Annotated in this window: 26 protein-coding genes; 9 read left to right on the top strand and 17 right to left on the bottom strand. The window is 70.6% G+C overall.

Annotated elements, in window-relative coordinates; all coding sequences use genetic code 11:
- Nucleotides 1–17 precede the first annotated feature (17 nt).
- The 3 genes from queE to queC are packed head-to-tail and all read left to right on the top strand — an operon-like array spanning nucleotide 18 to nucleotide 1,777.
- Nucleotides 18–650 carry a 7-carboxy-7-deazaguanine synthase gene (queE, locus tag ASF60_RS01835; protein WP_056179362.1) on the top strand — a complete coding sequence of 211 codons (633 nt, stop codon included), beginning with the start codon at nucleotides 18–20 and terminating at the stop codon, nucleotides 648–650.
- Nucleotides 651–695: 45 nt separating this feature from the next.
- Nucleotides 696–1,061, top strand: a complete 366-nt coding sequence (gene queD / locus ASF60_RS01830) for a 6-carboxytetrahydropterin synthase QueD (RefSeq protein ID WP_056179360.1) — start codon at nucleotides 696–698, stop codon at nucleotides 1,059–1,061.
- Complete coding sequence (gene queC / locus ASF60_RS01825) at nucleotides 1,058–1,777, top strand: 7-cyano-7-deazaguanine synthase QueC (RefSeq protein WP_056179357.1); 720 nt, start codon at nucleotides 1,058–1,060, stop codon at nucleotides 1,775–1,777. Before queD ends, queC begins: the two co-directional genes overlap by 4 nt.
- On the opposite strand, the gene ASF60_RS01820 is transcribed toward queC, so the two are convergent.
- The 4 genes from ASF60_RS01820 to ASF60_RS01805 all read right to left on the bottom strand — a co-directional run bounded on the left by ASF60_RS01820 (nucleotide 1,743) and on the right by ASF60_RS01805 (nucleotide 5,430).
- Complete coding sequence (locus tag ASF60_RS01820; protein WP_082507683.1) at nucleotides 1,743–2,741, bottom strand: Brp/Blh family beta-carotene 15,15'-dioxygenase; 999 nt, start codon at nucleotides 2,739–2,741, stop codon at nucleotides 1,743–1,745. The two genes, queC and ASF60_RS01820, sit on opposite strands and share 35 nt — an antisense overlap.
- Nucleotides 2,742–2,745: 4 nt before the next feature.
- On the bottom strand, nucleotides 2,746–3,498 hold the full coding sequence (locus ASF60_RS01815; RefSeq protein WP_056179353.1) for a bacteriorhodopsin: 753 nt from the start codon (nucleotides 3,496–3,498) through the stop codon (nucleotides 2,746–2,748).
- Between the two features lie 119 nt (nucleotides 3,499–3,617).
- On the bottom strand, nucleotides 3,618–4,217 hold the full coding sequence (locus ASF60_RS01810) for a hypothetical protein (RefSeq protein WP_056179350.1): 600 nt from the start codon (nucleotides 4,215–4,217) through the stop codon (nucleotides 3,618–3,620).
- A 40-nt stretch (nucleotides 4,218–4,257) separates the two neighbouring features.
- Nucleotides 4,258–5,430, bottom strand: a complete 1,173-nt coding sequence (locus tag ASF60_RS01805; protein ID WP_056179346.1) for a zinc-dependent alcohol dehydrogenase — start codon at nucleotides 5,428–5,430, stop codon at nucleotides 4,258–4,260.
- 285 nt (nucleotides 5,431–5,715) lie between these two features.
- Here ASF60_RS01805 and ASF60_RS01800 point away from each other — a divergent pair, with 285 nt between their 5' ends.
- Entirely contained in the window at nucleotides 5,716–6,162 is a 447-nt protein-coding gene (locus tag ASF60_RS01800) for a DMT family transporter (RefSeq protein ID WP_056179343.1), read from the top strand.
- Between the two features lie 40 nt (nucleotides 6,163–6,202).
- On the opposite strand, the gene ASF60_RS01795 is transcribed toward ASF60_RS01800, so the two are convergent.
- Genes ASF60_RS01795 through ASF60_RS01785 form a run of 4 tightly spaced genes read right to left on the bottom strand, consistent with a single transcriptional unit; the run spans nucleotide 6,203 to nucleotide 9,861 of the window.
- The gene (locus tag ASF60_RS01795; RefSeq protein WP_443136715.1) at nucleotides 6,203–6,646 is read right to left on the bottom strand and encodes a secondary thiamine-phosphate synthase enzyme YjbQ; all 444 of its coding nucleotides are present in this window, start codon (nucleotides 6,644–6,646) and stop codon (nucleotides 6,203–6,205) included.
- 23 nt (nucleotides 6,647–6,669) lie between these two features.
- Complete coding sequence (locus tag ASF60_RS01790) at nucleotides 6,670–8,394, bottom strand: cisplatin damage response ATP-dependent DNA ligase (protein ID WP_056179336.1); 1,725 nt, start codon at nucleotides 8,392–8,394, stop codon at nucleotides 6,670–6,672.
- On the bottom strand, nucleotides 8,391–8,849 hold the full coding sequence (locus ASF60_RS24205) for a hypothetical protein (protein ID WP_156633756.1): 459 nt from the start codon (nucleotides 8,847–8,849) through the stop codon (nucleotides 8,391–8,393). Before ASF60_RS24205 ends, ASF60_RS01790 begins: the two co-directional genes overlap by 4 nt.
- Nucleotides 8,818–9,861, bottom strand: a complete 1,044-nt coding sequence (locus ASF60_RS01785; protein WP_056179331.1) for a ligase-associated DNA damage response exonuclease — start codon at nucleotides 9,859–9,861, stop codon at nucleotides 8,818–8,820. The genes ASF60_RS24205 and ASF60_RS01785 overlap by 32 nt, the downstream gene beginning before the upstream one ends.
- A 41-nt stretch (nucleotides 9,862–9,902) precedes the next feature.
- Between ASF60_RS01785 and ASF60_RS01780 the strand changes: the two genes are divergently transcribed.
- A complete protein-coding gene (locus ASF60_RS01780; protein WP_056179328.1) occupies nucleotides 9,903–10,847 on the top strand; it encodes a class I SAM-dependent DNA methyltransferase in 945 nt (314 codons plus the stop codon).
- A 261-nt stretch (nucleotides 10,848–11,108) separates the two neighbouring features.
- The gene (locus ASF60_RS01775; protein ID WP_056179325.1) at nucleotides 11,109–11,846 is read left to right on the top strand and encodes a YoaK family protein; all 738 of its coding nucleotides are present in this window, start codon (nucleotides 11,109–11,111) and stop codon (nucleotides 11,844–11,846) included.
- A 34-nt stretch (nucleotides 11,847–11,880) separates the two neighbouring features.
- Here ASF60_RS01775 and arfB read toward each other — a convergent pair whose 3' ends face one another.
- Complete coding sequence (gene arfB / locus ASF60_RS01770; protein WP_056179322.1) at nucleotides 11,881–12,303, bottom strand: alternative ribosome rescue aminoacyl-tRNA hydrolase ArfB; 423 nt, start codon at nucleotides 12,301–12,303, stop codon at nucleotides 11,881–11,883.
- A 39-nt stretch (nucleotides 12,304–12,342) separates the two neighbouring features.
- Nucleotides 12,343–12,639 (bottom strand): BolA family protein, encoded by a 297-nt coding sequence (locus ASF60_RS01765; RefSeq protein ID WP_056179319.1) that lies wholly within the window; start codon nucleotides 12,637–12,639, stop codon nucleotides 12,343–12,345.
- A 152-nt stretch (nucleotides 12,640–12,791) separates the two neighbouring features.
- On the opposite strand from ASF60_RS01765, the gene ASF60_RS01760 reads away from it, so the two are divergent.
- The 3 genes from ASF60_RS01760 (at nucleotide 12,792) to cobT (ending at nucleotide 16,626) form a co-directional block, all read left to right on the top strand.
- Nucleotides 12,792–13,418 carry a J domain-containing protein gene (locus tag ASF60_RS01760; protein WP_056179313.1) on the top strand — a complete coding sequence of 209 codons (627 nt, stop codon included), beginning with the start codon at nucleotides 12,792–12,794 and terminating at the stop codon, nucleotides 13,416–13,418.
- A gap of 285 nt (nucleotides 13,419–13,703) precedes the next feature.
- Complete coding sequence (cobS, locus tag ASF60_RS01755; protein WP_056179310.1) at nucleotides 13,704–14,687, top strand: cobaltochelatase subunit CobS; 984 nt, start codon at nucleotides 13,704–13,706, stop codon at nucleotides 14,685–14,687.
- A gap of 37 nt (nucleotides 14,688–14,724) precedes the next feature.
- Nucleotides 14,725–16,626, top strand: coding sequence for a cobaltochelatase subunit CobT (gene cobT, locus ASF60_RS01750; RefSeq protein WP_056179308.1), 1,902 nt, complete (start codon nucleotides 14,725–14,727; stop codon nucleotides 16,624–16,626).
- 33 nt (nucleotides 16,627–16,659) lie between these two features.
- Here cobT and addA read toward each other — a convergent pair whose 3' ends face one another.
- From addA to tsaE, 7 genes are all read right to left on the bottom strand, one after another.
- Nucleotides 16,660–20,151, bottom strand: a complete 3,492-nt coding sequence (gene addA, locus ASF60_RS01745) for a double-strand break repair helicase AddA (protein ID WP_056179305.1) — start codon at nucleotides 20,149–20,151, stop codon at nucleotides 16,660–16,662.
- Nucleotides 20,148–20,396 (bottom strand): hypothetical protein, encoded by a 249-nt coding sequence (locus ASF60_RS01740; protein WP_056180045.1) that lies wholly within the window; start codon nucleotides 20,394–20,396, stop codon nucleotides 20,148–20,150. Before ASF60_RS01740 ends, addA begins: the two co-directional genes overlap by 4 nt.
- Before the next feature lie 21 nt (nucleotides 20,397–20,417).
- Nucleotides 20,418–20,831 carry a PIN domain-containing protein gene (locus tag ASF60_RS01735; RefSeq protein WP_056179303.1) on the bottom strand — a complete coding sequence of 138 codons (414 nt, stop codon included), beginning with the start codon at nucleotides 20,829–20,831 and terminating at the stop codon, nucleotides 20,418–20,420.
- A 67-nt stretch (nucleotides 20,832–20,898) separates the two neighbouring features.
- Nucleotides 20,899–24,027, bottom strand: coding sequence for a double-strand break repair protein AddB (gene addB / locus ASF60_RS01730; protein WP_056179300.1), 3,129 nt, complete (start codon nucleotides 24,025–24,027; stop codon nucleotides 20,899–20,901).
- 64 nt (nucleotides 24,028–24,091) lie between these two features.
- Nucleotides 24,092–24,829, bottom strand: coding sequence for a nucleotidyltransferase family protein (locus ASF60_RS01725; protein WP_056179298.1), 738 nt, complete (start codon nucleotides 24,827–24,829; stop codon nucleotides 24,092–24,094).
- Between the two features lie 36 nt (nucleotides 24,830–24,865).
- A complete protein-coding gene (locus ASF60_RS01720; protein WP_056179295.1) occupies nucleotides 24,866–25,291 on the bottom strand; it encodes a VOC family protein in 426 nt (141 codons plus the stop codon).
- An 8-nt stretch (nucleotides 25,292–25,299) separates the two neighbouring features.
- Nucleotides 25,300–26,826, bottom strand: a complete 1,527-nt coding sequence (gene tsaE / locus ASF60_RS01715) for a tRNA (adenosine(37)-N6)-threonylcarbamoyltransferase complex ATPase subunit type 1 TsaE (RefSeq protein ID WP_082507703.1) — start codon at nucleotides 26,824–26,826, stop codon at nucleotides 25,300–25,302.
- Nucleotides 26,827–26,933: the final 107 nt, after the last annotated feature.

The following is a 26,933-nucleotide window of genomic DNA, read 5'->3' as shown; positions in this document are numbered from 1 at the left end:
CGGGCGCCGAGGACGTGATGGGTTACGCGGTCAAGGAACTGTTCCACACTCTCCAGGGCGAGGGCGCGCAGGCGGGCCGCGCCGCGGTGTTCTGCCGCTTTGCCGGCTGCAATCTCTGGTCCGGCCGCGAGGAGGACCGCGCCACCGCCGCCTGCCGGTTCTGCGACACCGACTTCATCGGGATGGATGGCGAGGGCGGCGGGCGGTTCTCCACCGCGCCGGATCTGGCCGACGCCATCGCGAAAACCTGGGCGGGCGGGCCGCGCCACCGCTACGTCGTCTTCACCGGCGGCGAGCCCCTGCTCCAGCTCGACGAGGCCCTGATCGCGGCCGTCCACGCAGCCGGCTTCGAGATCGCGGTCGAGACCAACGGCACCCTGGCGGCCCCGCCGGGCATCGACTGGATCTGCGTCAGCCCGAAGGCCGGCAACCCCATCGTCCAGCGCAGCGGCCACGAGCTGAAGCTGGTCTTCCCGCAGGCCGAGGCCACCCCGGACGCCTTCGCGGATCTCGATTTCCGCCACCACTGGCTCCAGCCGATGGACGGGCCGGACCGGCTCGCCAACACCGCCGAGGCCGTGGCCTATTGCCGGCGCGACGCGCGCTGGCGCCTGTCGCTCCAGACCCACAAGATCATCGGGATTCCGTGAGGAACCCCGCAGGATCCCGTCCGCTCGCACGATGAAGATCACCCGATGAAAATCACCCAAGCCTTCACCTTCGAGGCGGCCCACCGCCTGCCGAACGTGCCCGAGACCCATCGCTGCCACCGCATGCACGGGCATTCCTACCGGGTCGAACTCACCCTCTCGGGCGCCATCGACCCGGCCACCGGCTGGGTGGTGGATTTCTTCGACGTGGAGCACGCCTTCGCGCCGGTCCTGGCCCGCCTCGACCATTATTGCCTCAACGAGATCGAGGGGCTGGAGAACCCCACCGCCGAGCACATCGCGGCATGGATCTGGGAGCGCACCAAGGCGGCGCTGCCGGCCCTCTCCTCCGTGAAGGTCTACGAGACGCCGATGTCCTGGGCCGAGTACGAGGGCGAGAGCCACCGATGAGCGCGGGCAGCGCCCTGGTCCTGTTCTCCGGGGGACAGGATTCGACGACCTGCCTCGCCTGGGCCCTGGAGCGCTTCGAGCGCGTGGAGACACTGGGCTTCGATTACGGCCAGCGCCACCGCATCGAACTCGACTGCCGGGACACCCTGCGGCGGGGCATCGCCGCCCTGAAACCCGAATGGGCGGCGCGCCTCGGCGAGGATCACACCCTGGCGCTGGACGCCCTCGGGCAGGTCTCCGAGACCGCGCTGACCCGCGATACCGCCATCGCGTTCGAGGCGGGCGGTCTGCCCAACACCTTCGTGCCGGGCCGCAACCTGCTGTTCCTCACCTTCGCGGCGGCGCTCGCCTACCGTCGGTCGCTGACGCATCTCGTCGGCGGCATGTGCGAGACCGATTATTCCGGCTACCCGGATTGCCGGGACGACACCATCAAGGCGCTGCAGGTGGCGCTCAACCTCGGCATGGATCGCCGCTTCGTGCTGCACACGCCGCTGATGTGGATCGACAAGGCCGAGACCTGGCGGCTGGCCGAAGACCTCGGCGGCCGAGCGCTCGTCGACCTCATCGTCGAGGACAGCCACACCTGCTATCTCGGCACCCGCGGCGACCGCCATCCCTGGGGCCACGGCTGTGGCCAGTGCCCGGCCTGCGACCTGCGCGCCAAGGGGTTCGCCAGATTCACCGCCGAGACGGTGCCGGCTGCGGGCGCCTGATCGGGGCACAAGCCGGGACCTCCAGCGACGAGGCTCCGAGCCGGCCCGCCAGCCGGTCGAGCAGGACATGCGGCACGGTCAGGGCGGAGAGCATCTGCAGCGTCAGGGCCAGCAGGGCGGCGGCGGCATCCGGGGACCCGGCGGCGTAGAGCGGCCACAGCCCGGCGCCGATCAGGAGCGTCAGGCCGAACACCGGCAGCGACGCGCGCACCGCCCGCGGCATCGTGTCGATGCCGGGCGCCCGGTGCAGGTCGCGCACCAGGGCGCGCATGTGACGGGGTCCGTGCAGACCGACGAAGTACAGGGTGAAGGCGGCAAGCGGGGGCAGCAGCCAGAAGGCGCAGGCGAGCGCGGCCATCTCGGCCAGCACCGTCGGACGACGACGCTGGCCGACGATCCAGCAGGCCGCCAGACCCAGCCAGAGCCACGACGCGGCGCTCCACCAGACGGGGAGTTGCGGGAGGGCGACCCGCGTGACGGCCGCGAAAAGGCCGGCCGTCTCGTCGGGGCGCAGCAGAGCCGGCAGCGCGATCGGCAGAGCCCCGCGCACCAGGGCCTCGAACGGCCGCCCCGGGCCGGCATCTTCCTCCCCGAAATGCATCACCGAGAGGGCGAGGAAGCCCGCCAAGGTGACGAGGGGCGCGATCTGCCAGGCGACGAGAACCAGCGCCGCGAGGCCGAGATACGGGACCGCGAAGATCCCGAACCAGGCCCGGCCATAGCGTGGGCGCAGCAGGGGCGCCGCCACCGCGCCGTCGAGGGCGCCGTGCGGGACACCGAGGACGATGACGACCGTGAGGGCGACGAGCCAGGAGGCCTCGCGCGGCAGGAGGGTAGAGGCGACCAGCACGAGCGCGACGAGCGCACCCGCTGCCGGCAGCAGCCATGCCTCCGCTCCCGCCCAGATCCGGCGGCGCGTTCGAACCGGTGTCCCGCGGAACGGGATGGACGCGCGCGCCGCCATTCCGTCAGGCCGCCCGGCGCAGGGGCGTCGCCGTGGCATGGCCTTCGGCGAGGTCGCGGTCGACGGCGCGGGTGGTCTCCCGGGTGGCCATGATGCCGTAGACGACCTTGGCGGTGAGATCGAGGATCGCCACGACGGCCAGGGCCACGGCCGGCGACAGGATGCCGAGACCGTCCTGTCCGACGAGGAGCACCACCGGATAGGCGCACCATACCGCGGTCAGGAACACGGCGTTGCGCCGGAAATCGGATTGCACGTCGGCCCGCTCGGCCGCGTTCTCCTCGCGCAGCTGGACGAAGATCCCGTAGAACACCGCCGCGAACGCGCCGCACGAGATGGCGAACCAGGTCCACTTGATCCAGGCGACCGTGGACAGGCCGAAGGCCAGGGCCGTGACGATCATGATCAGATCGGAGCCGATCAGACCCCAGACGACGGCCGGGCGGCGCATGCCCGAATGCATCGCGGTGCGCGCGAGGCCGAGCAGCAGCAGGGGCGTGGTGAAGGTCCAGTCGATGTAGCGCGCGAAATAGAACTGGCGCGCGGTGTCGGCCGCCTCGGGACCGGCCGGGAGAAGGATGTTGCCCTGCCCGGTCGCCATCGCGAAATAGGAACAGGCGGCGATGATCGGCACGATCCCGTGGATGATCGTATCCGCCTCCTCGGCCTGGGTGCGGCGCTTGCCCAGGAACAGGATCGCGGCGGCCCCCGCCGCCATGCCGGCAAAGCCGAGCCAAAGCCAGAATTGAGGCGTCATCAAACACTCGTGAGTCAGGGATGAAAAGCGCGCCCCGAACGTGGCGTCACCCCTGCCCAAGTTGTCTCAGCCCGGATCGTTGCCCGCCGCGCGGTCACAGTCGGGTGAGACCGACGCGTCTAGCTCCACGCTCGCAGACTTTCCGGCGTGGTGAAGTCCCGGGGCCGGACGTCGCGGGCGGCGCCGCGCATCGCCGCGACACCCCTCGGAAAGCCGCTGCGGCTCCGGTAATCCGCCCGCACCGGCTCCGAGGGGGCCAGCGGCGCATCCGAGAGCGCCCGGGCGCAGAGCAGATCGACCACGCCGACGCCGGCCAGCGCACCGAGGGCGACGGCGGTGTTGGCGCGATGACGCGGATCGCCGGTGAGGCCCGGCAGCACGGTGGCGAGGTCGAGGCCGTCTCCGGCGACCCGGGCCCAGATCCAGGGCGTCGGATCGTGCGCGCCCAGGATGCCGGCGCCCTGGACGATCTCGCGGACACCGTAGGCCCGCACCAGGGCACCGGCGCGCGGCATGCCGAGCCAGCGGGCGATCGCGTCGCCGCAGGTGACCTCCGTGACCCCGAGGGCGAGGGAGAACCAGCCGAGGCCCCGCGCCACTTGGCGGGTGGACGGATCGGGCCGGCGGCGGCGGTCCGAGGACAACCGGGCGGACGGGGCGTCGGCTCCCCCGCGTGCGCGGTGGGCGCTCGGCTCCTGACGGGACGCGGATGCGGGCATGCGGGCCTCCTGAATTCGGTCTGGATACGGGAGCGGACGGTCAGGGCCGGAGCACGACCTTGATGCAGTTGTCCTTCTTGTCGCGGAAGGTCTTGTAGAGGTCCGGACCGTCCGCCAGTCCGCCCCGGTGGGTGATCACGAAGGACGGGTCGATCTGGCCATCGGCGATGCGGGCGACGAGATCGTCGGTCCAGCGGTTGACGTGGGTCTGCCCGGTGCGGAGCGTCAGCCCCTTGTTCATCAGGGCGCCCATCGGGATCTTGTCGACGAGCCCGCCATAGACGCCCGGAATCGAGAGGATGCCGGCCGGGCGACAGACATAGATCATCTCGCGCAGAACCGTGGCCCGGTCGCTCTCCAGCATCATGGCCTGTTTGACCCGGTCGTAGACTTGCTCCAGCGCCCGGGGGGCGTGCGCCTCCATGCCGACGGCGTCGATGCACTTCTCCGGGCCCTTGCCGGAGGTGAGCTGGTTCAGGCGCTCGACGGTGCTCTCGGTGCTGTTGTCGATGGTCACGGCGCCGCCGGCGCGAGCCATCTCCAGGCGCTCGGGCACCCGGTCGATGCACACCACCTGGCGGGCGCCGAGCAGGATCGCGGAGCGGATCGCCATCTGGCCGACGGGACCGGCGCCCCAGATCGCCACCGTGTCGGTGGGCTGGATGTCGGCCTGCACCGCCGCCTGCCAACCGGTCGGGAAGATGTCGCCGAGGAACAGGACCTGCTCGTCGGTGAGCCCGTCCGGCACCTTGATGTGGGTCTTGTCCGCGAAGGGCACGCGGACGTACTCGGCCTGCCCGCCCTGATAGCCGCCGGTGAGGTGGGTGTAGCCGAACAGCCCGGCGGTGGTGTGCCCGAACGCCTTGGCGGCGAGGTGCTTGTTGCGGTTCGAGCGCTCGCAGACCGAGAAGAAGCCGCGTTTGCACTGGTCGCACTCGCCGCAGATGATGGTGAACGGGATCACCACCCGCTCGCCCTTGCGCAGGGTGCCGTTGACGCCCTTGCCGGTCTCGACCACCTCGCCCATGAACTCGTGGCCCATGACGTCGCCCTTCTCCATGCCGGGCATGAAGTGGTCGTAGAGGTGCAGGTCGGAGCCGCAGATGGCGCAGGCCGTGACCTTGATGATCGCATCCCGATCGTCCTCGATCCGCGGATCGGGTACAGATTCGCAGCGAATGTCCTGGGCGCCGTGCCAGACCAGAGCCTTCATCGCGTTCCTCCCATCGTCCGTGTTCCCATCGCCGATGCTGCGAGAACCGTGAATCCGGGCGTGAGTTCGGTGATCACGCGCTGACGCTCGGGTTTGCGGTGGACCCGAACGACGGGCGGGCTCCCGCCGAACAAGCGTCTTGCAATCGAGGCACGGGCCCGTCCTCGAAACCGATGCGATCCGAAATCAGAAATTGACGGCCGGGCCGTGGGATGGTTGTCGACCCGGACGAGGCGGCTCCCCAGAAAGCCGCGACGCCATCCCGTGCAGGAAAGCATCCGGCCCATGCTCAACCTCGTGCTTCCCCTCGCCCTCTCGATCATGGCGGGCGCCAGCATCGTGGTGCAGCAGGCGTTGATCGCGAACCTGCGGATCGCCCTGAACTCCTCGGCCTGGGCCGGGTTCGCAAGCTACTTCGTGGGGCTGCTGTCGATGGTGGTGCTGGCCCTGGCCCTGCGCGATCCGCTGCCGGCGGCGGGCCTGGCGGCGCGCATTCCCTGGTGGGCCTGGAGCGGCGGGTTCTTCGGCGCGGTCTTCATCGCCCTGGCTACGATCCTGGTGCCGCAGCTCGGCGCCGCCACCTTCCTGGCGCTGCTGGTCACCGGACAGATGCTCGCCTCGGTGGCGTTCGACCATTTCGGCTGGCTCGGCCTCGCTCAGCGCGCCCTCGACGGGCCGCGCATGATCGGGGTGGCGCTCCTGATCGGCGGGGTGATCCTGATCCGGCGATGACCCAACCGGCGATGACCGAACCGGCGAGCGGTGCCGGCGATCACGCCCCGAGCGCCTGCAGCACGATCTCGCGCCGGTGCGGCCGGTCGCGGTGCTCGACGAGGTAGATCCCCTGCCACGTCCCCAGCGCGAGGCGGCCGCCCGCCACCGGGATCGACAGGCTCGAATCCGTCACCATCGTGCGGATATGGGCCGGCATGTCGTCCGGTCCCTCGGCACCGTGGACGTAGCCGGCATGGCGGGGGGCGAGGCCGTCGAGGGCGGTGAGGAGGTCGGTCTGCACGTCCGGGTCGGCGTTCTCCTGGATCGTCAGGGAGGCCGAGGTGTGCCGGCAGAACACCGTGACGAGGCCGTCCGCGATCCCGCTCTGCGCCAGGAACGCCGCCACCGCCCGGGTGATGTCGGTGAAGCCCTGCCCCGGGGTCGAGACCGTGATCGTGGCGCCGGCCTGACGCGTCGCCGCACCGCTGGCGAACCCCTGCATCGCACTGATTTTTCCCGCCGGCCTCATCCTTGCGCCTCCGTCAGGGTTTCGCCCGGCGCGATCTCGCGCTCGCCGCGGGCCAGGATGGTCTCCAGGGCGTCGATCCGGTCGGCCTCCGCCGCCGGCTTGTCCCAGCGGATGCGGGCCACCCGGGGAAACCGCATGGCGACGCCGGACTTGTGCCGGGTCGAGCGCTGGACGCCCTCGAAGGCGATCTCCAGCACGAGGCCGTGGTCGAGGCCGTAGGACACCTCGCGCACCGGGCCGAAGCGCTTGGTGGTGTTGTTGCGGACGTAGCGGTCGAGCTTGGCGAGCTCGGCATCGGTGAAGCCGTGATAGGCCTTGCCGACCGGCACGAGTTCGGGCGTGCCGTCCTCGCGGTCGCGCCAGACGCCGAAGGTGTAGTCGGAATAGAACGACGAGCGCTTTCCGTGCCCGCGCTGGGCGTACATCATCACGGTGTCGACCCGGAACGGTTCGCGCTTCCACTTCCACCACGGCCCCTTGGGCCGGCCCGGCAGATAGACGCTGTCGCGGGCTTTCAGCATGACGCCCTCGATGGCGTCGGCATCCTCGCCGGCGCCGACAGCGGCCGGATCGGCGCGCGCGGCGGCCAGCTCGTCCCAGGTGGTGAAGGCCACCAGGGGCGAGAGGTCGATGCGGGCGTGGTCGAGGGCGGCGACGAACGCCTCGAGCCGCTGCCGGCGCGCTTCGAAGGGCAGCGGGCGCAAATCCTCGCCCTCCGCCTGCATCAGGTCGTAGGCGCGGACATGGGCGGGAAACTCCTCCAGCAGCTTCGGCGTCACGGCCTTTCGGTTCAGGCGCTGCTGCAGCACGTTGAAGCTCTGCACGCGCTCCTCGCGCAGGATCAGCAATTCGCCGTCGATGGCGCCCGAGAAGGTGATGGCCTCGGCCAGATCCGGGAAGGCGCCGGAGATGTCCTCGCCGGTGCGGGAATAGATCCGCGCCACCTGCACCCCGGCCTCGTCCCGTCCGCCGACAAGCTGGACCCGGATGCCGTCCCATTTCCACTCGCCGGAGAACGCCGCCGGATCGAGTTTTTCGAAATCCGCCTCCTCGTCGATCGGGTGCGAGAGCATCGGCGGCCGGAACGGGGCCGGGTTGAGGGTGGTGGGACGCTCGGCCCGGCCCTCGACCCAGGCGAACAGGGTGGCGTAGGGCGGTTCGAGCCCGTGCCAGACCTCCTCGACCGCATCGGCCTCGTGGCCGCCGAGCGCCCCGATGGCGGTCTTGGCGAGGCGGGCCGAGACGCCGACCCGGAGCGCGCCGGTGATCAGCTTCAGGAGCGCCCAGCGCCCCGTCTCGTCGAGGGCATCGAGCCACGCGGCGATCCGGGCGGGCAGGTCCGCCTTCTTCACGGTGCCGAGGGTCTCGACCACCTCGGCGAGGGTGGGCACGTGCGGGGGCGGGTTGTTGTGGCCCGGGCCGATGACCGACTCGCCATCCTGGGCCAGGGGTGCCGGCCAGATCAACGCCGTGGTCTCGGCGAGATCGCCGACGTAGTTGTGCGAGAGCCCGAACAGCACCGGATCGACGCGGGCCTCCACCAGCCCCCGGATCATCGCGGGCTTGGCCTCGCGAAAGCTCAGGCCGCCGGTCATCGCCGCCAGGGCGTAGCCGCGCTCGGGGTCCGGGGCATGGGCGAAGTAATCCTGCAGCAGGCGCAGTTTGGCGTTGCGGCGCGGCTCGTAGGCGAGGCGGTCGAGGAGATGGGCGAAGTCGTTCATCTTTTCGAACTACTTGGGAATTTTACCCTTATTGTTATCGGTTTTTTTCTAAAAGAAACAGATATATTACAAACCATTTGATTTTTCAGAATTTTTTCGCATAATCTATCTTGATAAAAATTGACATGCTTTTCTTCCCCAACGTCAACCGCAAATGGCGGCTGCATTGGAAATGGGTTTGTTGGCATATATTGTGTGCCATCCACATTTTTCCTTGAAGCAAACGAAAATCCAGTCACCTGAAATTTTTTTCCACCAATGTTCGCTAATCGAAGGTTCATTATTTTACCCAATCCATCATCAGGCAACAATATTAAATCGCCACCAATCGATGCCCTCAATCGGAAGCCATTTAATTTCCACTGAATAACATTGAATATTAGAGATAATACACTTATGATAAAGGCAATCACAGATATCGGGTCAATTTCCGATTTTAGCTGAAGGCTCATCATTGCCTAATTCCTCGTCGCCGTAGCCGAGCAGGTGCAGGGGCTTGGCCTTGATGCCTTGCGTCCCGCACCAATGCACCAGGGCGTCCTCCTGCCCGTGGGTGACCCAGACCTCGCCGGCCCCGGTCTCCCGGATCGTGCGGCACAGATCCGGCCAGTCGGAATGGTCGGAGATGCAGAGCGGGAGTTCGACGCCCTTCTGGCGCGCCCGGGCCCGCACCCGCATCCAGCCGGAGGCGAACGCCGTGACGGGGTCGGGGAATTTTCTCGACCATACGTCCTGAATCGAGGAGGGCGGGCACAGCACGATGGCGCCGTGCAGCTTGCCGCGCTCGGTGGCCACCACCTTGGGGGTCTCGCCCAGCGCAATCCCCTCCTGCTTGTAGAGCTCGGTCAGCTTTTCCATGGCGCCGTGCAGGTAGATCGGCCGGTCGTAGCCGGCCTCCCGCAGCAGGGCCATCACCCTCTGCGCCTTGCCGAGCGCGTAGGCGCCGACGATGTGGGCGCGCTCGGGAAACAGGGCCACCGAATCGATGAGCTTGCGCACCTCGTCGCGGGTGTCCGGCATCCGGAACACCGGCAGGCCGAAGGTGGCCTCGGTGATGAAGACATCGCAGGGCACCACCTCGAACGGCAGGCAGGTCGGATCGTAGGCGCGCTTATAATCGCCCGAGACCACCACCCGCACGCCCTGCGCCTCGATCGCGATCTGGGCCGAGCCGAGCACGTGCCCGGCGGGGGCGAAGCGCACGGTGACGTCGCCGATGCGGATCGCCTCGCCCAGGGGCGCCTCCTGCCGGCTGGTGCAGAACGCGTCGCCGTAGCGCACCGCCATGATGCGCAGGGTCTCGGGCGTCGCCATCACCCGGCCGTGACCCGCCCGGGCATGGTCGGCATGGCCGTGGGTGATGAGGGCGCGGGGCACCGGCCAGGTCGGGTCGACGTGGAAGCCACCGAGGGGGCAGTACAGCCCCTCCCGGGTCAGGGTGAGAAGATCGCTGGCGCTGAATGTCATCGGCGCGGCATATAGGGCGCCCGAGGCCCACGCGCAGCCACATGTCCCGCACGATCACCTCCGGCGACCTCCTCGCCGACCGGCGCTACGCCTATGCCCAGGCCTGCCTCGACGAGGGCGACCCCGACGCCGCCGCCGAGATGGCCGAGCAATGCCTGGAGATCGCGCCCCGCTTCGCCCCGGCCTGGTTCCTCCTCGGCCGCGCCCGCGAGGCCCGCCATGGCCGGACCGGTCGGCCCGACGACCATCATGCCGCCCTGCGCGCCTACGCCAATGCGCTGGAGATCGACCCCGACGACGCGCAAGGCGCGCGCATCGCCCTGGTGCGGATCGGCGCGGGCGCGGCCCTCACGGCGATCTCGCCGGGCTACGTGCGGGCGCTGTTCGACGCCTATGCCCCGCGCTTCGACCGCCACCTCGTCGGCGGCCTGGCCTATCGCGGGCCGGACCTGCTGGTGGAGGCCCTCGATGCGCTGGTGGGGAGCGGCACGCCGCTCGGCCGGGTGATCGATCTCGGCTGCGGCACCGGGCTCGTCGGCGCCGCCCTCGGCCACCGGCCGACCCATCTCACCGGGATCGACCTGTCGCCCCGGATGCTGGCCGAGGCCGCCCGGCGCGGCGGCTATCACCGGCTGGTGGAGGGTGAACTCGTCGCCGCCCTGGCGGCCGAAGCGGCCGGCGGCGCCGATTGCGTCACCGCGGCCGACGTCCTGATCTATGTCGGCGACATGGTCGGGATGCTGGCCGGCGCCGCACGGGTGCTGCGGCCGGGCGGGCACCTCGCCTTCACGGTCCAGTCCCACCCCGGCGACGGATGGGTGCTCGGGCCGGATGCCCGCTACGCCCATGGCGACCCCCTGGTGCGGGACACCCTGACGCGTTCCGGCTTCACGCCGGAGACCCTCGCGCCTGCCGTGATCCGCCGCGAGAACGGGGCCGACGTGGCGGGCCGGATCGTGGTGGCGCGTCGTGATGGCACGTCGTGAGGGCATGTCGTGAGGGCACGGCCTGCGCGGCGATCACGATCCCGTTGCGCCCCTTGAACCCGGGCGGGCAACACGGTTGAACCAAAACTCAGCGTCGCTGTTGCCAGCCGGGACCCGGGCGCTTCAGGCGCACCGGGCCCCGTCCGCGTCGCGCCGCCCCTGACGGCATCATCGGCTTGCCTCGGTGCTGTCCCGACCGCCCTTCGCCGACTGTGTCGCCCCGCGCAGACCGGCACGCCCCACAAGCACATTGGAGATCTCATGGCAGAGCCGCAGAACAAGTCGTTTCCGGCGAGCGCCGCGACGCGGATTCCCTTCGCGCTGGCGCTCTCGGCGGTGGCGGGCTGCGCCGATTCCATCGGCTTCCTCGAATTCTCTCAGCTGTTCATGTCGTTCATGAGCGGGAACACGACGCGCTTCGGCGTGTCGGTGAGCCGGTTCGACTGGGAGAGCACCTCGCGGGTCGCCTCCGTCATCGTGCTGTTCTGCTTCGGCGCCTTTGCCGGAACCTTGATCGCCGCCTGGGTCGGGCGCTGGCGCCTGTCGGTGCTGCTCCTGCTGCAATCCGTCCTGCTCACCATCGGCCTGATCGTCCCGCACGGGACCTTCGCGTTCCCGCTCCACGCCTATCCCATCGTGATCGCGCTCGGACTTCAGAACGCGACCCTGCAGGACGAGGGCGGGCGCAGCCTCGCGCTCACCTACGTGACCGGTGCGGTGGTGCGGTTCGGAACCGGCCTCGCGAACCTGCTCCTCGGCACGGTGGCGCCCTCGTTCTGGATCCAGGCGCCGCTCTGGGCGGCGCTCAGCACCGGCGCGGTCATCGGCGGCTTCCTGCAGATGCGTTACGGCGAGGACGCTTTCCTGTTTCCCGCGGCCGTCTCGGCCCTCCTGGCGATCATCGCCCTCGGGTTGACCATCGCCAAGCCCGGCAGCGCCTATGTCAGCGGCGAGGTCGAGACGCACCCGCCGGACGGCACGGCGGCGGTCCGGCCCTGATCGGCGCCGCCCGCGCCGGGGCGGTCGCACCGCCCTAATCGGCGCCCCCGCTCCCGCGCAGGCGCTTGGTCGCGCTCCGCTTCGACTTGTCGTCGAGGCGGCGCTTCTTCGAGGCGAGAGTCGGCCGCGTGGCGCGGCGCGGCGTCGGCGGCACCGCCGCCTCGGCCACGAGTTCGGCCAGCCGCTCGCGGGCGTCGGCCCGGTTGCGATCCTGGGTCCGGAAGCGCTGGGCGCTGATTACGATGACGCCGTCCACCGTGAGGCGCCGGCCGGCCAGCCGCATCAGCCGCACCGCCACGGCGTCGGGCAGGGAGGCCGAGCGCCGGGCGTCGAAGCGCAGCTGCACGGCGGTGGAAAGTTTGTTGACGTTCTGGCCGCCGGGACCGGAGGCGCGCACGAACGTCTCCTCGAGTTCCGCCTCGTCGATGGCGATATGGGGCGTGCAATGCAGGGCCAAGGCGGCGTCTCGTCTCTCGCTCGGGGCGTCGTGGCGCGATCAGGCCGCCTCGGCAGGGGTGCGGGCGCGCACCGCCAGGGCGTGAAGACCGCGCTTGAAGGCCGGATCGAGGGCCGCATTGACGATCCTGTGCCGGTCCACCCGGCTCTTGCCCTCGAACGCCGCCGCCACGACATCCAATCGGAAATGCGTCTCGCCCTCGGGCCGGGCGCCCATGTGCCCCGCATGCAGGTGGGATTCATCGATGACCTGCAGGGCCACCGGGGCCAGCTCGGCCTGCAGCGTCTCGGTGATCCACGCCTTCAGGGTGGGGGCTGCGGTCGCGTTTTCAGTCATGGCGGGTGGTTCCCTCGTTCGTTCCCGAGCGTTACGTCATGGGTCGCCGGAGCGTCGGCGACCCGCGTTCCGCGTCAACCCCCGACAGCCGCATGCGGCATCAGGCCCGCCGCTCTTGTGTCTCGGACCCACCCCCTCATAATCGCCCCATCATGGATCTCAACTCGCCCCTGTTCGACAGCATCCGCATCAAGCCGTCCTGCGACGAGCCGAAGACGGCTGCGACCCAGACCTGCGAGACCCCGGGGTGCAAGAATCCGGGCCTCTATCGCGCGCCCAAGGGGCGCAAGGCTGAAGGGCAGTACTGGCGCTTCTGCATGGACCACGTGCGCGCCTACAACGCCACCTACAACTACTTCGACGGCATGAACGACGCCGCCGTGCAGGCCTTCCAGAAGGACGCGATCATCGGGCATCGCCCGACCTGGGCGATGGGGGTGAACCCCGCCACCGCCGGCGAGAAGGGCAAGGCCGCCCCGAAGCGCGACTGGGCCTATGTCGATCCGCTGGACATCCTGCGCGCCGAGGGCGTCGGCGAGACCGCCCGGCGCAAGGCCGCGCCCGAGCCGCGCCGGCCCCGGCACTCGGCCGCCACCCTGAAGGCGCTGGACGTGCTCGGCCTCGACGAGAACGCGGATTCGGCCGCCATCAAGGCCCAGTACAAGACCCTGGTGAAGCGCTTCCACCCGGACGCCAATGGCGGCGACCGCTCGTTCGAGGAACGGTTGCGGGACATCATCCGGGCGCACGATGCGCTTCGGGCCGCGGGACTCTGCTGAGGCGTTCCCCCGCCCGCGCCGGCGACGTTCCGGAGCCCCCAACCGGCCCGGCCGAAGAGTTCCGGCACGATCGATGCACGTTTTCCGGGGCTCCCCTGCTCAAGGTGGGCGGCAATTGTCGCGCGAGGCCCTATATCGTGCGGAGTCACCCCTTGGCGTCGCCCGGCGCCGACCTTTAGATGGCGGTCGCGCGCGGCTCGGTTCCCGAGCCGTCAGACCCCGAAGCCCGAACAGCCTGCGTGTTCCGCGCCCGAAGCCCGGCGCCCGCGCCCCGACGAGGTCCTTATGCTATCTGACGTCACGCCCGCCTCGCTGCCCGACCGGAAAGTCTCCGTGCGCGAGGCCTTCGGCATCGACCTCGATCTCATGGTGCCGGCCTTCTCGCAGCGCGAGGAGCACGTGCCCGATCTCGACCCGGACTACATCTTCGACCGCGAGACCACCCTGGCGATCCTCGCCGGCTTCGCCCGCAACCGGCGCGTCATGGTCACCGGCTATCACGGGACCGGCAAGTCGACCCATATCGAGCAGGTCGCCGCGCGCCTGAACTGGCCCTGCATCCGGATCAACCTCGACAGCCACGTCTCGCGCATCGACCTCGTCGGCAAGGACGCGATCGTGCTGAAGGACGGCAAGCAGGTCACCGCCTTCCAGGACGGCATCCTGCCCTGGGCGCTCCAGAACAACGTCGCGCTGGTGTTCGACGAGTACGATGCCGGCCGCCCGGACGTGATGTTCGTGATCCAGCGCGTGCTGGAACTGTCGGGCCGCCTGACCCTTCTCGACCAGAAGCGGGTGATCAGCCCCCACCCGGCCTTCCGCCTGTTCGCCACCGCCAACACCGTCGGCCTCGGCGACACCTCGGGCCTCTATCACGGCACGCAGCAGATCAATCAGGGCCAGATGGACCGCTGGTCCATCGTCACCACCCTGAACTACCTGGCCCATGACCGCGAGGTCGACATCGTGCTCTCGAAGGCGGCGCACTACCAGCGCGACGGCGGCCGCGACATCGTCAACCGCATGGTGCGGGTCGCCGACCTGACCCGCAACGCGTTCATGAACGGCGATCTCTCCACCGTCATGAGCCCCCGCACGGTGATCACCTGGGCCGAGAACGCCGACATCTTCCAGGATATCGGCTTCGCCTTCCGGGTGACCTTCCTCAACAAGTGCGACGAGCTCGAGCGCACCCTGGTGGCCGAGTTCTACCAGCGCGCCTTCGGCAAGGATCTGCCCGAGAGCGCGTCGAACGTCGCCCTGAGCTAGTCTCCGTCCCTCTCCTTCGAGGATACCGTCGACCCGCATGTCGATCTCCAACCGCAAAGCCGGCGACCGGCGCGAGCCCGTCGCCGAACCGCTCAAGCGCTCGGTGGCAGGCTGCCTGCGCGCCATCGCCAAGCGCTCCGAGATCGAGGTGGTCTATGCCAGCGACCGCCCGGCCCTGACCGGCGATAAGGCGCGGCTGCCGGAGCCGCCGCGCAAGCTGACGCCGGAGGACGTGGCGATCCTGCGCGGCAACGCCGACTCGATGGCGCTCCGCCTCGGCTGCCACGACGTCGCCGTCCATCGCCGGCTGGCGCCCGAGAACGCCGGCGCCCGCGCGGTGTTCGACGCCGTCGAGCAGGCCCGGGTCGAGGCCATCGGCTCGCGCCGGATGTCCGGCGTCGCCTCGAACCTCTCGGCGATGCTGGAGGACCGCTACCATCGCGGCGGCAAGTACGAGGACATCACCGACCGCGCCGATGCGCCGATGGAGGATGCCGTCGCCCTGATGGTGCGCGAGCGCCTGACCGGCGCCGCCCCCCCGACCGCGGCCCGGAAGATCGTCGATCTCTGGCGCTCGCATATCGAGGAGAAGGCCGGCCCGAACCTCGACGGGTTGATCGGCTCGATCGAGAACCAGCGCGCCTTCGCCCGCTCGGTGCGCGACCTCCTCAGCTCCCTCGACATGGCGGACGAGACCCCGTTCGATCCCGAGGACGACGACAACGAGGACGAGAACGAGTCGCAGGACGACGAGCAGACTCCCAGCGAGGGCGAGGCCGAGGAGCAGTCGCAGGGCGACCGCTCCGAGATGGAGACCTCGCAGGAGGCCTCCGACGAGTTGCAGGAGGGGGCCACCGAGGCCGCCGACGCTCCGTCCGGCGAACTGCCCGACGAGACCGAGAACGCCGAATCCGAGGAAGCGTCCGAAGCCTGGCGGCCGCCGTCGCAGCGGGCCAACGAGCCGCGCGGACCCGAGTACAAGGTCTTCAATCCACGCTTCGACGAGATCATCCACGCGGAGGATCTCTGCGACGTCGAGGAGCTGGCGCGCCTGCGCACCTATCTCGACAAGCAGCTCGCCCATCTCCAGGGCGTGGTCGGACGCTTGGCGAACCGCCTGCAGCGGCGCCTGCTGGCGCAGCAGAACCGGGCCTGGGACTTCGACCTCGAGGAAGGGCAGCTCGATCCGGCCCGTCTCGTGCGCGTGGTCACCGATCCCTACCAGCCGCTCTCGTTCAAGCGCGAGAAGGACACCAATTTCCGCGATACCGTCGTGACCCTCCTGCTGGACAATTCCGGCTCGATGCGCGGGCGTCCGATCACCGTGGCGGCGACCTGCGCCGACATCCTGGCCCGCACGCTGGAGCGCTGCGGCGTCAAGGTCGAGATCCTGGGCTTCACCACCCGGGCCTGGAAGGGTGGGCAATCGCGCGAGGCGTGGCTGGCGGGCGGCAAGCCGAACGCGCCGGGACGCCTGAACGACCTGCGCCACATCGTCTATAAGAGCGCCGACGCCCCGTGGCGCCGGGCGCGCAAGAACCTCGGGCTGATGATGCGTGAGGGGCTGCTGAAGGAGAATATCGACGGTGAGGCCCTGGACTGGGCGCACAAGCGGCTCCTGGCCCGCCCGGAGCAGCGCAAGATCCTGATGGTGATCTCGGACGGCGCGCCGGTCGACGATTCGACCCTCTCGGTCAATCCGGGCAATTATCTCGAGCGCCACCTGCGCTGGATGATCGAAGACATCGAGACCCGCTCGCCGGTGGAGCTGCTCGCCATCGGCATCGGCCACGACGTGACACGCTATTACCGCCGCGCCGTCACCATCATCGACGCCGAGGAACTCGGCGGCGCGATGACGGAAAAGCTCGCCGAACTCTTCGAGGAGGATTCAGGCGGCGCGGCTCCGACCAAGCGGGCGGCCGGCGGGCGCCGCTAGGCTCCCGCCCTCCCCTCAGACTCCGCCGCCGGCTCAGGCCGCGCGGCGTGACAGGGCGTCGAGGGCTTCGGCGATCTCCGTCGGGTCGAGCCGGCGGATGACCGGACCGGAGGTCCAGACCAGCATCGGGACCACCCGGCGCCCCGGATAGATCTCGGCCAGCAGCGCCGCATAGAGGGCGATCTGCCCGGCCTCGGCGCGCGGCAGCGGCGCGCCCTCTGCGGGCGGCCGGCCAGTCTTGAAATCCGCCACCAGCACGGACTCGTCGGTCAGCGCCAGGCGATCGACCCGGCCGAAGACAGGGCGCGACACGCCCCCGACGCGCACGCGCCCGGACAGGGTGACTTCGGCCCGCGCCTCCCGCGCGAAGAGCGGAGCGAGGTCGGGTTCGTCGAGCAGCCGCAAGGTCGCGGCGACGATGCCGGCCTGCTTGGCCCGATCGAGGCCCGGCGAGCGGGCGCGGACGAAGGCGGTGGCGGCGGCTTCGCGCTGGCTCGGCTCGATCCGCGGCAGGTGCTCCACCAGCGAGTGGATCAGGGTTCCGCGCCGGCGTGCCTCGCTGTCGGCCTGCCGGCGGCCCGGCTCGCGGCGGGTGTCGGCCGCCCCCAGGGCACCGGACGGGGTCACGGGCGGCGCCGCCTCGATCTCGGACGCCACCGGCGCTTCGAGCCAGGCCGGCAGTTCCGGCGCGACCGGCGCCGCCGATGCCGGAGCGGCGTGCGGCGCCGCGGTGCCGCCATCCCGCCACAGGGTCGCGGGTCCGTGCGGCGTCTCCAAAGCGTCGCCCGGCCCGAATTCCTGCTCCAGACCGGTGCGGATCATCTCGCACCAGGCCGCCTCGCTCGGGGCCTCGTGCCCGCGATAGGGCGCGATGACGAGGCGGTCGGCCGCCCGCGTCATGGCCACGTAGAGGAGGCGGTTGTGCTCCTCGCGGGCGCGCGACTGCAGGGTGGCGCGGGCTTGCGTGACGGCGTCGCAATCGCCCGCCTTGGCCCCGGCCCAGACCGGCGGGAGCGGCCGGGCACCCTGGCCGAAGCGCTGCGCCCCCGGCAGCAGCGGCAGCAGCGGCGGATCGTTGCGGCCCAGCGCCTCGCAGCCGTCGATGACGACCACCACCGGAGCCTCCAGCCCCTTGGCGCCGTGGACGGTCATCACCCGGACCTCGTCGCGCCCGGAATCGAGGTCGCGCTTGACCGTGTGGCCCCCCTCCCCGCGTCCCGGGACGATGTCGTAGCGGGCGAGAAATCCGCCGAGGGAGGGCGCATCCGGCCCCTGCTCGGCCTGCGCCGCCGTCATCAGGAAGACGTCGATGGCGTCGCCCGCCTCGCCGCCGAGGCGTGAGACCAGGGCGCGGCGCCCGCCCCGGGCCCCCAGCAGCGTCGCGTAGAACCCGAACGGCCCCTCGCAGGCGGCGAGAGCGATCCAGGATTGCAGGGCTTCGTGCCCCCGGATCGCTGCCGGATCGCCGGCCGCGGCGTGGCGCGCCAGGGCATCCTCCAGGGTCTCGTGCAGATCGCGGCGAGCCGCGATCCGGACGAGGTCGTCGTCGTCAAAACCGACCAGCGGCGTCTTGAGGGCGCCCGCCAGGGTCAGGTCGTCGGCCGGCAGCAGCCCGGCCCGACCCACCGCCACGAGATCGTTGACGGCGATATGGGCGGCGATGTCGAGGCGATCCTGGCCGGCGACGGGCACGCCGAGGGCCTTCATGGCGCGGATCACCTCCTCGAAGGCGGCCGAGCGCTTGCGCACCAGGATGAGGATGTCGCCGGGCCGCCAGACCCGGCCGGTCTCGTCGCCGGTGGTGATCCAGGTCAGGGCCGCCCGCGCGACCCGGCGCGCGGTGACGACGGCGGGCGCGTTGGTCTCGGGCGCGTCGACCGGCGCCGCCCAGGCATCGGGCTCGGGCTCGTCGGCCGGCTCCTCCAGCGGCCAGAGTTCGACCGCGCCCGGCGCCGAGGCCCGGGCCGTGCTGTGGGTGGTGCCGACGGCGGTGTCCTCGAAGGACAGGCCCTCGTAGTGCTCGGGGATCTTGAAGGTGGCGTCGACCGCCCGCAGGACGCCGCCGGCCGAGCGGAACGACAGGTTCAGGTGGACGTCCGAGAAGGCGAGATCGGCCCCTTGCGCGGCCCGCTGCCATTCCCGGCGCGTGGTCTCGAACTCGCGCGGCTCGGCGCCTTGGAAGCTGTAGATCGACTGCTTCGGATCGCCCACGGCGAAGCGGGTGCGCGCCACCTCGCGGGCGCCCTCGCCGGACGCGAACTCGGCGGTGATGCGGCGCAGGATCTCCCACTGGTGCGGGTTGGTGTCCTGCGCCTCGTCGATGAGGACGTGGTCGACGCCGCGATCGAGCTTGTAGAGCACCCAGGTGGAATCGACCCGGCCGAGGAGGTCGAGGGTCTTGTGGATCAGGTCGTCGAAATCGAGCGCCCCGAGGCGGGCCTTCTGCGTCTCGACCCGGCGGTGGATCTCGGCCGCCAGGGTGAACAGGGCACGGGTGCGCTGAAGGGCCTGGACACCGCGCAACGTATCCTGCAGCGGCTCCAGCCGGTCGCGCTCGTCGCGCAGGGCCTGCTTGACGTCGTCGGGCACCGCCTTGGTTCCGAGGCTCTTGTCGGCTTTCGGCAGCCCCTCCTTGGTGAAGAAGACGCCGCGATAGATCTCCAGAGCCTCCGCCGGGGACTCGGCGCGAGCGACCTGCACCAGCCGGTCGGCGATGCCCTCGTCGGTGGCCTTGCCGGTGCGCATCCGCGCGGCGACGTCCGTCAGATCGCCGAGAACACCGTCGAGCATGCGGGCCTCGATGGCCTTCACGCTGTCGCCGGGCCGGACCCCGAGAGCGTCGGCGAGTGCGGCGAACGACCCGTCGAGCCCGAAGCGGTCGGCCAGGACGTCCCGCGCCCGCATCGCGTTGCGGATGGCCTTGCGCAGGGCGTCGCCCGTCGCCTCGGGGCCGACGATGGCCAGGGCTTCGCGCAGGTCGGGATAGGCGCCCCCGATGGCGTCGGCCAGGACGTTGCCCGTCTCGATGAGGAAGGCGTCCGCCGCCTGCGTGTCGTCCAGCACGACGAAGCGGGCCGGCACGTTCGCCTCGAAGGGGAACATGTGCAGCAGGCGCTCGCACAGGGCGTGCAGGGTCTCGATCTTCAGGCCGCCCGGCGTCTCGACGGCGCGGGCGAACAGGCGCCGCGCCACCTGCAGCGTCTTTCGCGAGGGGCGCTCGCCCGTCAGCTCGGTGAGTTCCGCCGTCAGGGTGGCGTCGTCGAGGGTGACCCAGCGGCCGAGCACGCGGAACACCCGGATCGACATGTTGGCGGCCGCCGCCTTGGTGAAGGTGAGGCACAGGATGCGGGCCGGCGGCGCCCCGTCGAGGAGCAGGCGCACGACCCGGTCGGTGAGCACCTTGGTCTTGCCCGCCCCCGCATTGGCCGAGACCCAGGCCGAGGCCCGTGGATCGGCGGCGCGGCGTTGCGAATCCTTGGTGAGATCGTCGACGACGAAGGCTTCGCGCATCGTTGTTCCACTCATCGCTCGGGCCTCATCGCGTCGCCGGGCGATGCCGGCACGTCCGGAGCCCTGTCGAGCAGCGCCAGGGCGGCGCCCACATCGGCGCGCGCGGACCGCTCCTGAAGCGCCCTCAATCCGCGCCGATGACCGAGCCCCTCCGCGATGAAGGCGACCAGCAGCTGATTGATGGAGACATTATCCTCGTCGGCGGCGCTCTTGGCCTGCACCATGACGTGGTCGGGCAGGCGGAGTGCGAAGTTCGGCATGGTCATCTCCTCCTTGATCGATCAGCGGGTCAGAAAGGCCCTGGGGCTCATCGCCAGGATTCCGAAAGCTGACAGGACCGGCTTCCGGAAGTGGCGATCGTGGGTCAGGATGATCTCGGCTCCGGCGGCCAGCGCGCATTCCACGTAGAGGTCATCCTTCGGATCATCCAGAAACGGCCTGAAGCGGAACCACGGCAGGGTCAGAACGGCCGTGGCGCAGAGGGCGTCCAGGATGGCGTCGATCCCGGCTTCGTCGATCCAAGGGTCCGGCCCCAGCAGGCCCGGCCGTTTCAGAACATCCTCGTATTCGAGCACCACCGCCGGCGAGAGGGCGAAAGCGAACCGTTGCGTCAGCACGCCCCTGAGGACGACGTGGGATGCGCCATTCCGTGATCGCAGCGCGCCAAGCACGACATTGGCATCAACGACGATCATGACGCCAAGATGATATCACCCGCGATATCAGTCAAGTGCGTCTCCCGGGTCATCCCATGGGCCTACCTCAGCCTTCGCCCTCACCGCCGAGGGACCATTCGAGCACCCGGGCCAGGTGGTCGTAATCGCCGTAGGACTTGGCGTATTTCGGGTAGGGCCGCGAGGTGTAGGCGGCCTCGCCCGTGAGAAAGCGGGCGACCAGGCCGCGGAAGCGGGCGACATGCTCGGTCACGATGGCCGGGACCTCGCGCTCGTCGCCGCGCGGGGCCTTCACGGCCAACGGCTCGAACGGTTTGCGGCCGCCCGAGGCGTGGACGTAGAGGAGATCGGGCGTCAGCGTACTGGCCGGGAAGCCCTCGAAGGCGCCCGCCATGAGCATGGCGGCCTCCAGGGTGAGTTGGGGCGAGAAACCGGCGAAGACCTCCTTGTTGCTCGGTGGCAAACCGGTCTTGAAGTCGACGATGCAGGCGCCTCCGTCGCGGCGGCGCTCGATCCGGTCGGCACGGGCCCGCAGGGTGAAGCTCTCGGTCCCCATGGGGATCACCCACTTGCCCGAGATCTCGGGATGGACCCTGGCCACATCCGCGCGCCGCTCGGTCTCCCAATCGAGGAATTTGGACGCCAGCCGCTCGTAGCGCGGCCACCACTCGGCATAGAGCTCCGGGTAGGTGTCCGAGATCGGCCGGAAGGCGTTGAGCGCAAGGTTGAACAGCCGCTCCACGGCGGCGTCCGGCAGGGCCTCGGGATGGTCCTCGGCGAATTGTCCGAGAATGTCGTGGATCAGCGTGCCCCGATCGGCGGCGCCGGGTTCGGCCGCCACCGGATCGAGGGGGTCGAGGCCGAGCACGTGCCGGGCGAAGATGACGTAGGGGTCGCGCACCAGGGTCTCGACCTCGGTGACGCTGAGCGAGCGCGGGAACAGCGCCGGATCGGGCTTCGGCCGCGGCTGCTTCAGGCGCGGCTGGGCCGGGCCGGTGCCCTGGTCGAGGGCGGCCGCGTAGGCCGAGAAGCGGCGCCCGGCCCCGAGTGCCCGATTCCAGCACGCCTCTCCGCTGAAGGCGCGCAGGCGCTGGAGGAAGCGCGACGGCACGGTCGGCGCGCCCTCGCGCTTGGCCGCCCGGGTGACGAGGGCGTCGTGGTGGCCCAGAGCCTGGACGAAGTCGTGCGCGCTCTGGCCGATGCGGCGCTCGGGCGGGTTGAGGCCGATGCGCTCGCGCATGGGCCGGTTGAGGAAGGCGTCGGTGGTCGTCTTCATCGGCCAGACGCCCTCGTCGAGGCCACCGAGCACCACGCGGTCGACGCTCATCAGGCGGGCTTCGAGCAGGCCGAGGATGCGCAGGCGCGGATGCGGGCGCCCGTCGCTGCAGGCGACCAGGCGTTCGCGGGCGAGCGCGGTGAAGAAGGCCGGATAATCGCCGAAGCGCCCGGGCAGAAGGCCGGGCTCGGCCATCTCCAGATCGTCGAACAGGGCGTCGAGCACCCCGAGGGAGGCGTCGTCGACGGCCTCGCCTTCGGCCGCATCGATCAACATGTCGAAGGTGGCACGGTGGTTCGCCGCGTAGGCGACGAGATTCCCGACGCCCCGATGGTCGACGTCGAGAAATCCCGTGAAGGCCAGTTGCAACCGATCCAGGAGATCGGCGGCCAGATCCCAGTCCTTTTCAGTCAGGCGGCGCTTGGCGCGCGGGCGCCGTCCGGTGGCGGCCCGCTGATCGGCCAGGGCCTCGCGCAGGCCCGCAAAGCCCGGCGCCGGGGCGGGGCCGCGCAGGGTGCCGATCTCCAGGGCGGCGGCGGCCCGCACCACGTCGCTGCGGGGCAGGCCGAGCCGGACATACGGGTGCGACAGGAGCGTGATGAGCCGGGCCGGCTCCAGATCGGCGGCCAGTTCCGCGGCGAGCCGGGCGAGACGCCCGGCCCGGCTGCGCGACAGGGCCTCGCCCCCGGAATCCTCGGCGACGATCCCCCAGCGCGCCAGTTCGGCCGCGACCCGTACGGCCAGGGCCCGGTCCGGCGTGACCAGGGCCGCCGTGGCGCCCGGCACTTCCAGGGTCTCCCGGAGCGCGATGGCGATGATCAGCGCCTCCTCCCGCTCGTCGGTGGCCTCGACCACGGCGAGCCCCTGCATCCCGGCCTCCGCCAGGGCCGCGCGGTCGGGCGGATCGAGATCGGCCCAGGCCTCGGTGGTCTCGGCCGGACGCAGGGCCTGCGACAGCAGGCCGAAGCGGGCGCGGCCCTCGGCGGAGGGGTCGCCGAGAGCGACCACCCGCGACCGGTCCAGGTTCAGACAGCCCGGCCCGAGGAGGCGATGCAGGATCGCCTGGGGATGGCCGTGGGCGATCTCCCGCGAGAACCCCTCGCCGGTCTCGATGGCGTCCCAGCCGGAGGCATCGAGGTCGGAATCGAGCCCCGGCAGCACCACGGCGCCACGCGGCAGGCCCGCCACCGCGCCGATGAGGCGGGCGGTCGCCGGCACCGAGCCGGTCGAACCGGCCACGATCACCGGGTCGCCCGGGCGCTCGCGGGCGAGGCGCTCGGCCTCGGCCAGGACGAGCCGGCGGGAACGGGACACCGGGTCGCTCATGCCGCGCTCGGCCAGGATACCGGGCCACGCCTCGGCGGCGATCTTCACGAAATCCAGGGTCAGGCCGAAATAGCGCGAGTACTCGGCCTCGACCGCGCCTCCGATCTCGGCCCAGGGCAGGCCCTCCACCGTGAGGGCGTCCATCAGGCGTTCAAGGTCGGCGGCGAGGCCGATCGCGTCGGCCGGGGAGGACGGCACCAGGAACGGCACGTCGTCGTCGATGGGCAGCAAGGTGCGGTCCACCGCCTCGGCCCAGCTCTGTACCAGGCGCGCCAGGATCAGCCGACGCTCCAGAGGCGGCATGGCCGGGGCGAGCAGGTCCGGTCCGTTCTCCAGGAGTGGATTGGCGGCAAGATCGAGTTCCGCCTCGTCCGCCTCGCCGAGGGGCACCATGCGCGGCAGGAGGGCCGCCTGTCCCAGCCGCGCCGCCAGGATCGCCGAGAGAGCACGCACCGCCCTCTGGGTCGGCAGATAGACGGTGACGGAGGCGAGCGCGTAGGGATCGCTGCCGATGTCGCCGACCAGCCGCCCGGAGATCAGGGCCTCGGCCAGGGTCGGCAGGAAGCGCGCGGCAGGCGGAATGGTGAAGACGTGGGATTCGTCGGAGGTCGGCATGCCATGATCCATGCCACCAAATGGCGCCGCCTGGAATGCGGCGCCCTGACGATCCCCGAGCGCTTCAGACCACCGGCGCCGTCGACTTCACGCGGGCCTCGGCGGCGGTGATCGCTTCCGGCGTTCCGACATGGAGCCATTGTCCGTCGAGACGGAGCCCGTACAGGCGCCCGGCCGCGATGGCGCGGTCGAACAGCAGGTTGAGGGAGAACGCGCCCTCGGGCGTGTCCGCGAACAGCGCCGGCTTCAGGATCGCGACGCCCGCGTAGATGAAGGGCGCCACCTCTCGTTCGCCGCGCCGCTCGAGAGCGCCGGACGAGGTCATGACGAAATCGCCGCCGCCCTCGTAGCCGAGGCTGGTGGCGGTGGGGGCGACCAGGAGCAGGATGTCCATCGCCTCCGGGTCCCAGGCGGCGATCAGGCGGCCGAGATTCGATTCCGGCCCCTCCAGCCAGAACGAATCGGCGTTGAAGACGACGAAGGGCGTGTCGCCGAGGAGCGGCAGCGCCTTCTTCACCCCGCCGCCCGTCTCCAGCAAAGACTCACGCTCGTCCGAGATCACGATCGCGGGCGCGGTCCGGCGCTTGCCGACATGGCCCTCGATCAGGTCGGCGAGGTAGTGGACGTTGACCACGGCGTCGGTGATGCCGCCCTCGGCCGCCCGGTCGAGGGCGTGGTCGAGCAGCGCGCGGCCGGCCACCTCCACCAGGGGTTTGGGCACCGTCGCGGTGATCGGGCGCATGCGCTTGCCGAGTCCGGCCGCGAGGACGAAGGCGCGGGTGATGGGAGCAGCGTCGGACATGGTGGCTTCGTCTCGTCGGGTCGGGATGGGATCGGCTCAGGCGGGCAAGCGTACGCTGCCATCGGCCAGGGGCAGCAAGTCCGGGTTCCAGGCCACCTCCCAGAGCGCACCGTCGGGATCGGAGAAGTAGCCGGAATAGCCGCCCCAGAACGCGTCCTCCGCCGGTTTCACCAGGGTGGCGCCCGCCTCGACCGCCCGCGTCAGCACAGCGTCCGTCTCGGCCCGGCTCGCGGTGTTGTAGGCGAGCGCGAAGCCCCGGAAGCCATGGCCCTGCGGGGCGATTCCCGCATCCCCGGCCAGGGCCGCGCGCGGATACAGGGACAGCACGAGGCCGCCGACCTGAAAGAAGGCGACGCCCTCCGTCGCATAGGTCGAGCGCGTCCAGCCCAAGGCCTCGTAAAAGCGCACGGCCCGGGTGAGATCGGCAACTCCGAGGGTGAGGAGGGTGAGGCGGGGCTGCATCCTGGGTCTCACGCCTCCTCGGCCGCGTCCGGGGCGGCCTTCGGCACGAGATGCGGCAGGTGCGCCTCGTGCCACAGGCGCAGGCGGGTCAGGGCCGGGTGGTTGAGGTTGCGGGCGAGATAGGCCTCGATGCGCGGCAGGTGGGCAAGGTAGCCGGGCTTGCCGTCGCGCCGGTCGAGGCGGGCGAAGATGCCGAGGATCTTGGTGGCGCGCTGGGCCGCCAGCACCGCGTAGGCCCGGGCGAAGGTCTGCATGTCGAACTCGGGCTCGCGGGCCCGGCGCTCGCGGACGTAGAGCCCGAGCAGGCGCAGTTCGAACTCGGCGGTCGCATCGACCCGCGCGTCCTGAAGCAGCGAGGCGACATCGTAGGCGGGATGACCCAGGACCGCGTCCTGGAAGTCGATGACGCCGATGCGCTCCAGCCCCTCGCGGTCCGGCAGCCAGATCAGGTTCGGCGAGTGATAGTCGCGCAGGGTCCAGGTCGGGCGATCGGGCTTGATGCTGTCGAGCACCTCCGCCCACAGGGCCACGAACTCGGACCGGGCGGCATGGGGCAGCTCGGCGCCCCGGACCGACGGGCAGTACCAGTCGGGCAGCAGCTCGGTCTCGAACACCAGGGCTTCGAGATCATAGGGCGGGAGCACGTGGTCGATCCCGTCGGCCACCGGCAGGACGCCGGGGAGTTCGGTGGCGTGGAGCTTCGCCAGCAGGCGCACCGCCTCGGCGTAGCGCTCCGGACGGGGGCCATTGGCATCCACCACCGGCTCGGAGCCGAGGTCCTCGATGATCAGCAGGCCCTCGGCGAGGTCCTCGCCGTAGATCCGCGGCGCCGAGAAGCCGAGGGCACGCAGGCCCCGGTCGACGCCCACGAAGGCATGCACGCTCTCGGCGAGCTTGACGATGGCGCTGTAGGGGCGGCCGTTGCGCACCGGCGGGCCGTCCGGACGGGGCGGCGAGATCATCAGCACCGCGCTCTTCCCATCCGGCTTCACCAGCCGCTCGTAGGCGCGCGACGAGGCATCGCCCTGCATGTTGATGCGGGTGGCCTCGTCCCAGCCGCTGCGGACCAGGAGGAGCCGGAGGGCGCGAGCCCGCTTGAGTCGCGCGTCCATGCCACCGCTGCCGTCGATGCGGGCGAAGCGGGCGCCATCGCCGAACTCGGCCCGGAGCGAGAGGTCGATCCACAGCATCGGCGCGTCGCGGGGGCCGAGGCGCTCGGGCCATTCCACCAACGTGATGGCGGTCTCGGCCATCTCGTCGAAGCCGAGTTCGACGAGTTCGTCGGGGCTGCGCAGGCGGTACAGGTCGGCATGCACGATCGGGCGACCGTTGGCCGCTTCGTAGGGCTGCATCAGCGTGAAGGTCGGGCTCGGCACATCGAGAGCCGGATCGCCGACCAGTTCGCGGATCAGCGCGCGGGCCAGGGTGGTCTTGCCGCCGCCGAGGCCGCCGGACAGGGCGACGATGTCGCCCGGCACCAGGAACTCGGCGAGGAAGCGGCCGAGATCCTCGGTGGCGCCCTCCTCCGGGAGCATGATCTCCCAGGCCGATTTCACCTCACGCTGGGGTGTGTCGGCACCATCCTCGTTCAACGCCCAACTCCTTCATGGCCGTGCGCCGTCGCGATCGGACCCGGATCGCG

Origin of the sequence: Methylobacterium sp. Leaf113 (assembly GCF_001423325.1) — a bacterium.
In the GTDB taxonomy this organism is placed as follows: domain Bacteria; phylum Pseudomonadota; class Alphaproteobacteria; order Rhizobiales; family Beijerinckiaceae; genus Methylobacterium.
This window is presented reverse-complemented; position numbering and strand designations above follow the sequence as displayed.

Bases quoted from the DNA above. Each gene is read 5' to 3' on its own strand.
- queE (WP_056179362.1), top strand. From the start codon at position 18: ATGGGTTACGCGGTCAAGGAACTGTTCCACACTCTCCAGGGCGAGGGC.
- queD (WP_056179360.1), top strand. From the start codon at position 696: ATGAAAATCACCCAAGCCTTCACCTTCGAGGCGGCCCACCGCCTGCCG.
- queC (WP_056179357.1), top strand. From the start codon at position 1,058: ATGAGCGCGGGCAGCGCCCTGGTCCTGTTCTCCGGGGGACAGGATTCG.
- ASF60_RS01820 (WP_082507683.1), bottom strand. From the start codon at position 2,741: ATGGCGGCGCGCGCGTCCATCCCGTTCCGCGGGACACCGGTTCGAACG.
- ASF60_RS01815 (WP_056179353.1), bottom strand. From the start codon at position 3,498: ATGACGCCTCAATTCTGGCTTTGGCTCGGCTTTGCCGGCATGGCGGCG.
- ASF60_RS01810 (WP_056179350.1), bottom strand. From the start codon at position 4,217: ATGCCCGCATCCGCGTCCCGTCAGGAGCCGAGCGCCCACCGCGCACGC.
- ASF60_RS01805 (WP_056179346.1), bottom strand. From the start codon at position 5,430: ATGAAGGCTCTGGTCTGGCACGGCGCCCAGGACATTCGCTGCGAATCT.
- ASF60_RS01800 (WP_056179343.1), top strand. From the start codon at position 5,716: ATGCTCAACCTCGTGCTTCCCCTCGCCCTCTCGATCATGGCGGGCGCC.
- ASF60_RS01795 (WP_443136715.1), bottom strand. From the start codon at position 6,646: ATGCAGGGGTTCGCCAGCGGTGCGGCGACGCGTCAGGCCGGCGCCACG.
- ASF60_RS01790 (WP_056179336.1), bottom strand. From the start codon at position 8,394: ATGAACGACTTCGCCCATCTCCTCGACCGCCTCGCCTACGAGCCGCGC.
- ASF60_RS24205 (WP_156633756.1), bottom strand. From the start codon at position 8,849: ATGATGAGCCTTCAGCTAAAATCGGAAATTGACCCGATATCTGTGATT.
- ASF60_RS01785 (WP_056179331.1), bottom strand. From the start codon at position 9,861: ATGACATTCAGCGCCAGCGATCTTCTCACCCTGACCCGGGAGGGGCTG.
- ASF60_RS01780 (WP_056179328.1), top strand. From the start codon at position 9,903: ATGTCCCGCACGATCACCTCCGGCGACCTCCTCGCCGACCGGCGCTAC.
- ASF60_RS01775 (WP_056179325.1), top strand. From the start codon at position 11,109: ATGGCAGAGCCGCAGAACAAGTCGTTTCCGGCGAGCGCCGCGACGCGG.
- ASF60_RS01765 (WP_056179319.1), bottom strand. From the start codon at position 12,639: ATGACTGAAAACGCGACCGCAGCCCCCACCCTGAAGGCGTGGATCACC.
- ASF60_RS01760 (WP_056179313.1), top strand. From the start codon at position 12,792: ATGGATCTCAACTCGCCCCTGTTCGACAGCATCCGCATCAAGCCGTCC.
- cobS (WP_056179310.1), top strand. From the start codon at position 13,704: ATGCTATCTGACGTCACGCCCGCCTCGCTGCCCGACCGGAAAGTCTCC.
- cobT (WP_056179308.1), top strand. From the start codon at position 14,725: ATGTCGATCTCCAACCGCAAAGCCGGCGACCGGCGCGAGCCCGTCGCC.
- addA (WP_056179305.1), bottom strand. From the start codon at position 20,151: ATGAGTGGAACAACGATGCGCGAAGCCTTCGTCGTCGACGATCTCACC.
- ASF60_RS01740 (WP_056180045.1), bottom strand. From the start codon at position 20,396: ATGCCGAACTTCGCACTCCGCCTGCCCGACCACGTCATGGTGCAGGCC.
- ASF60_RS01735 (WP_056179303.1), bottom strand. From the start codon at position 20,831: ATGATCGTCGTTGATGCCAATGTCGTGCTTGGCGCGCTGCGATCACGG.
- addB (WP_056179300.1), bottom strand. From the start codon at position 24,027: ATGCCGACCTCCGACGAATCCCACGTCTTCACCATTCCGCCTGCCGCG.
- ASF60_RS01725 (WP_056179298.1), bottom strand. From the start codon at position 24,829: ATGTCCGACGCTGCTCCCATCACCCGCGCCTTCGTCCTCGCGGCCGGA.
- ASF60_RS01720 (WP_056179295.1), bottom strand. From the start codon at position 25,291: ATGCAGCCCCGCCTCACCCTCCTCACCCTCGGAGTTGCCGATCTCACC.
- tsaE (WP_082507703.1), bottom strand. From the start codon at position 26,826: ATGCTCCCGGAGGAGGGCGCCACCGAGGATCTCGGCCGCTTCCTCGCC.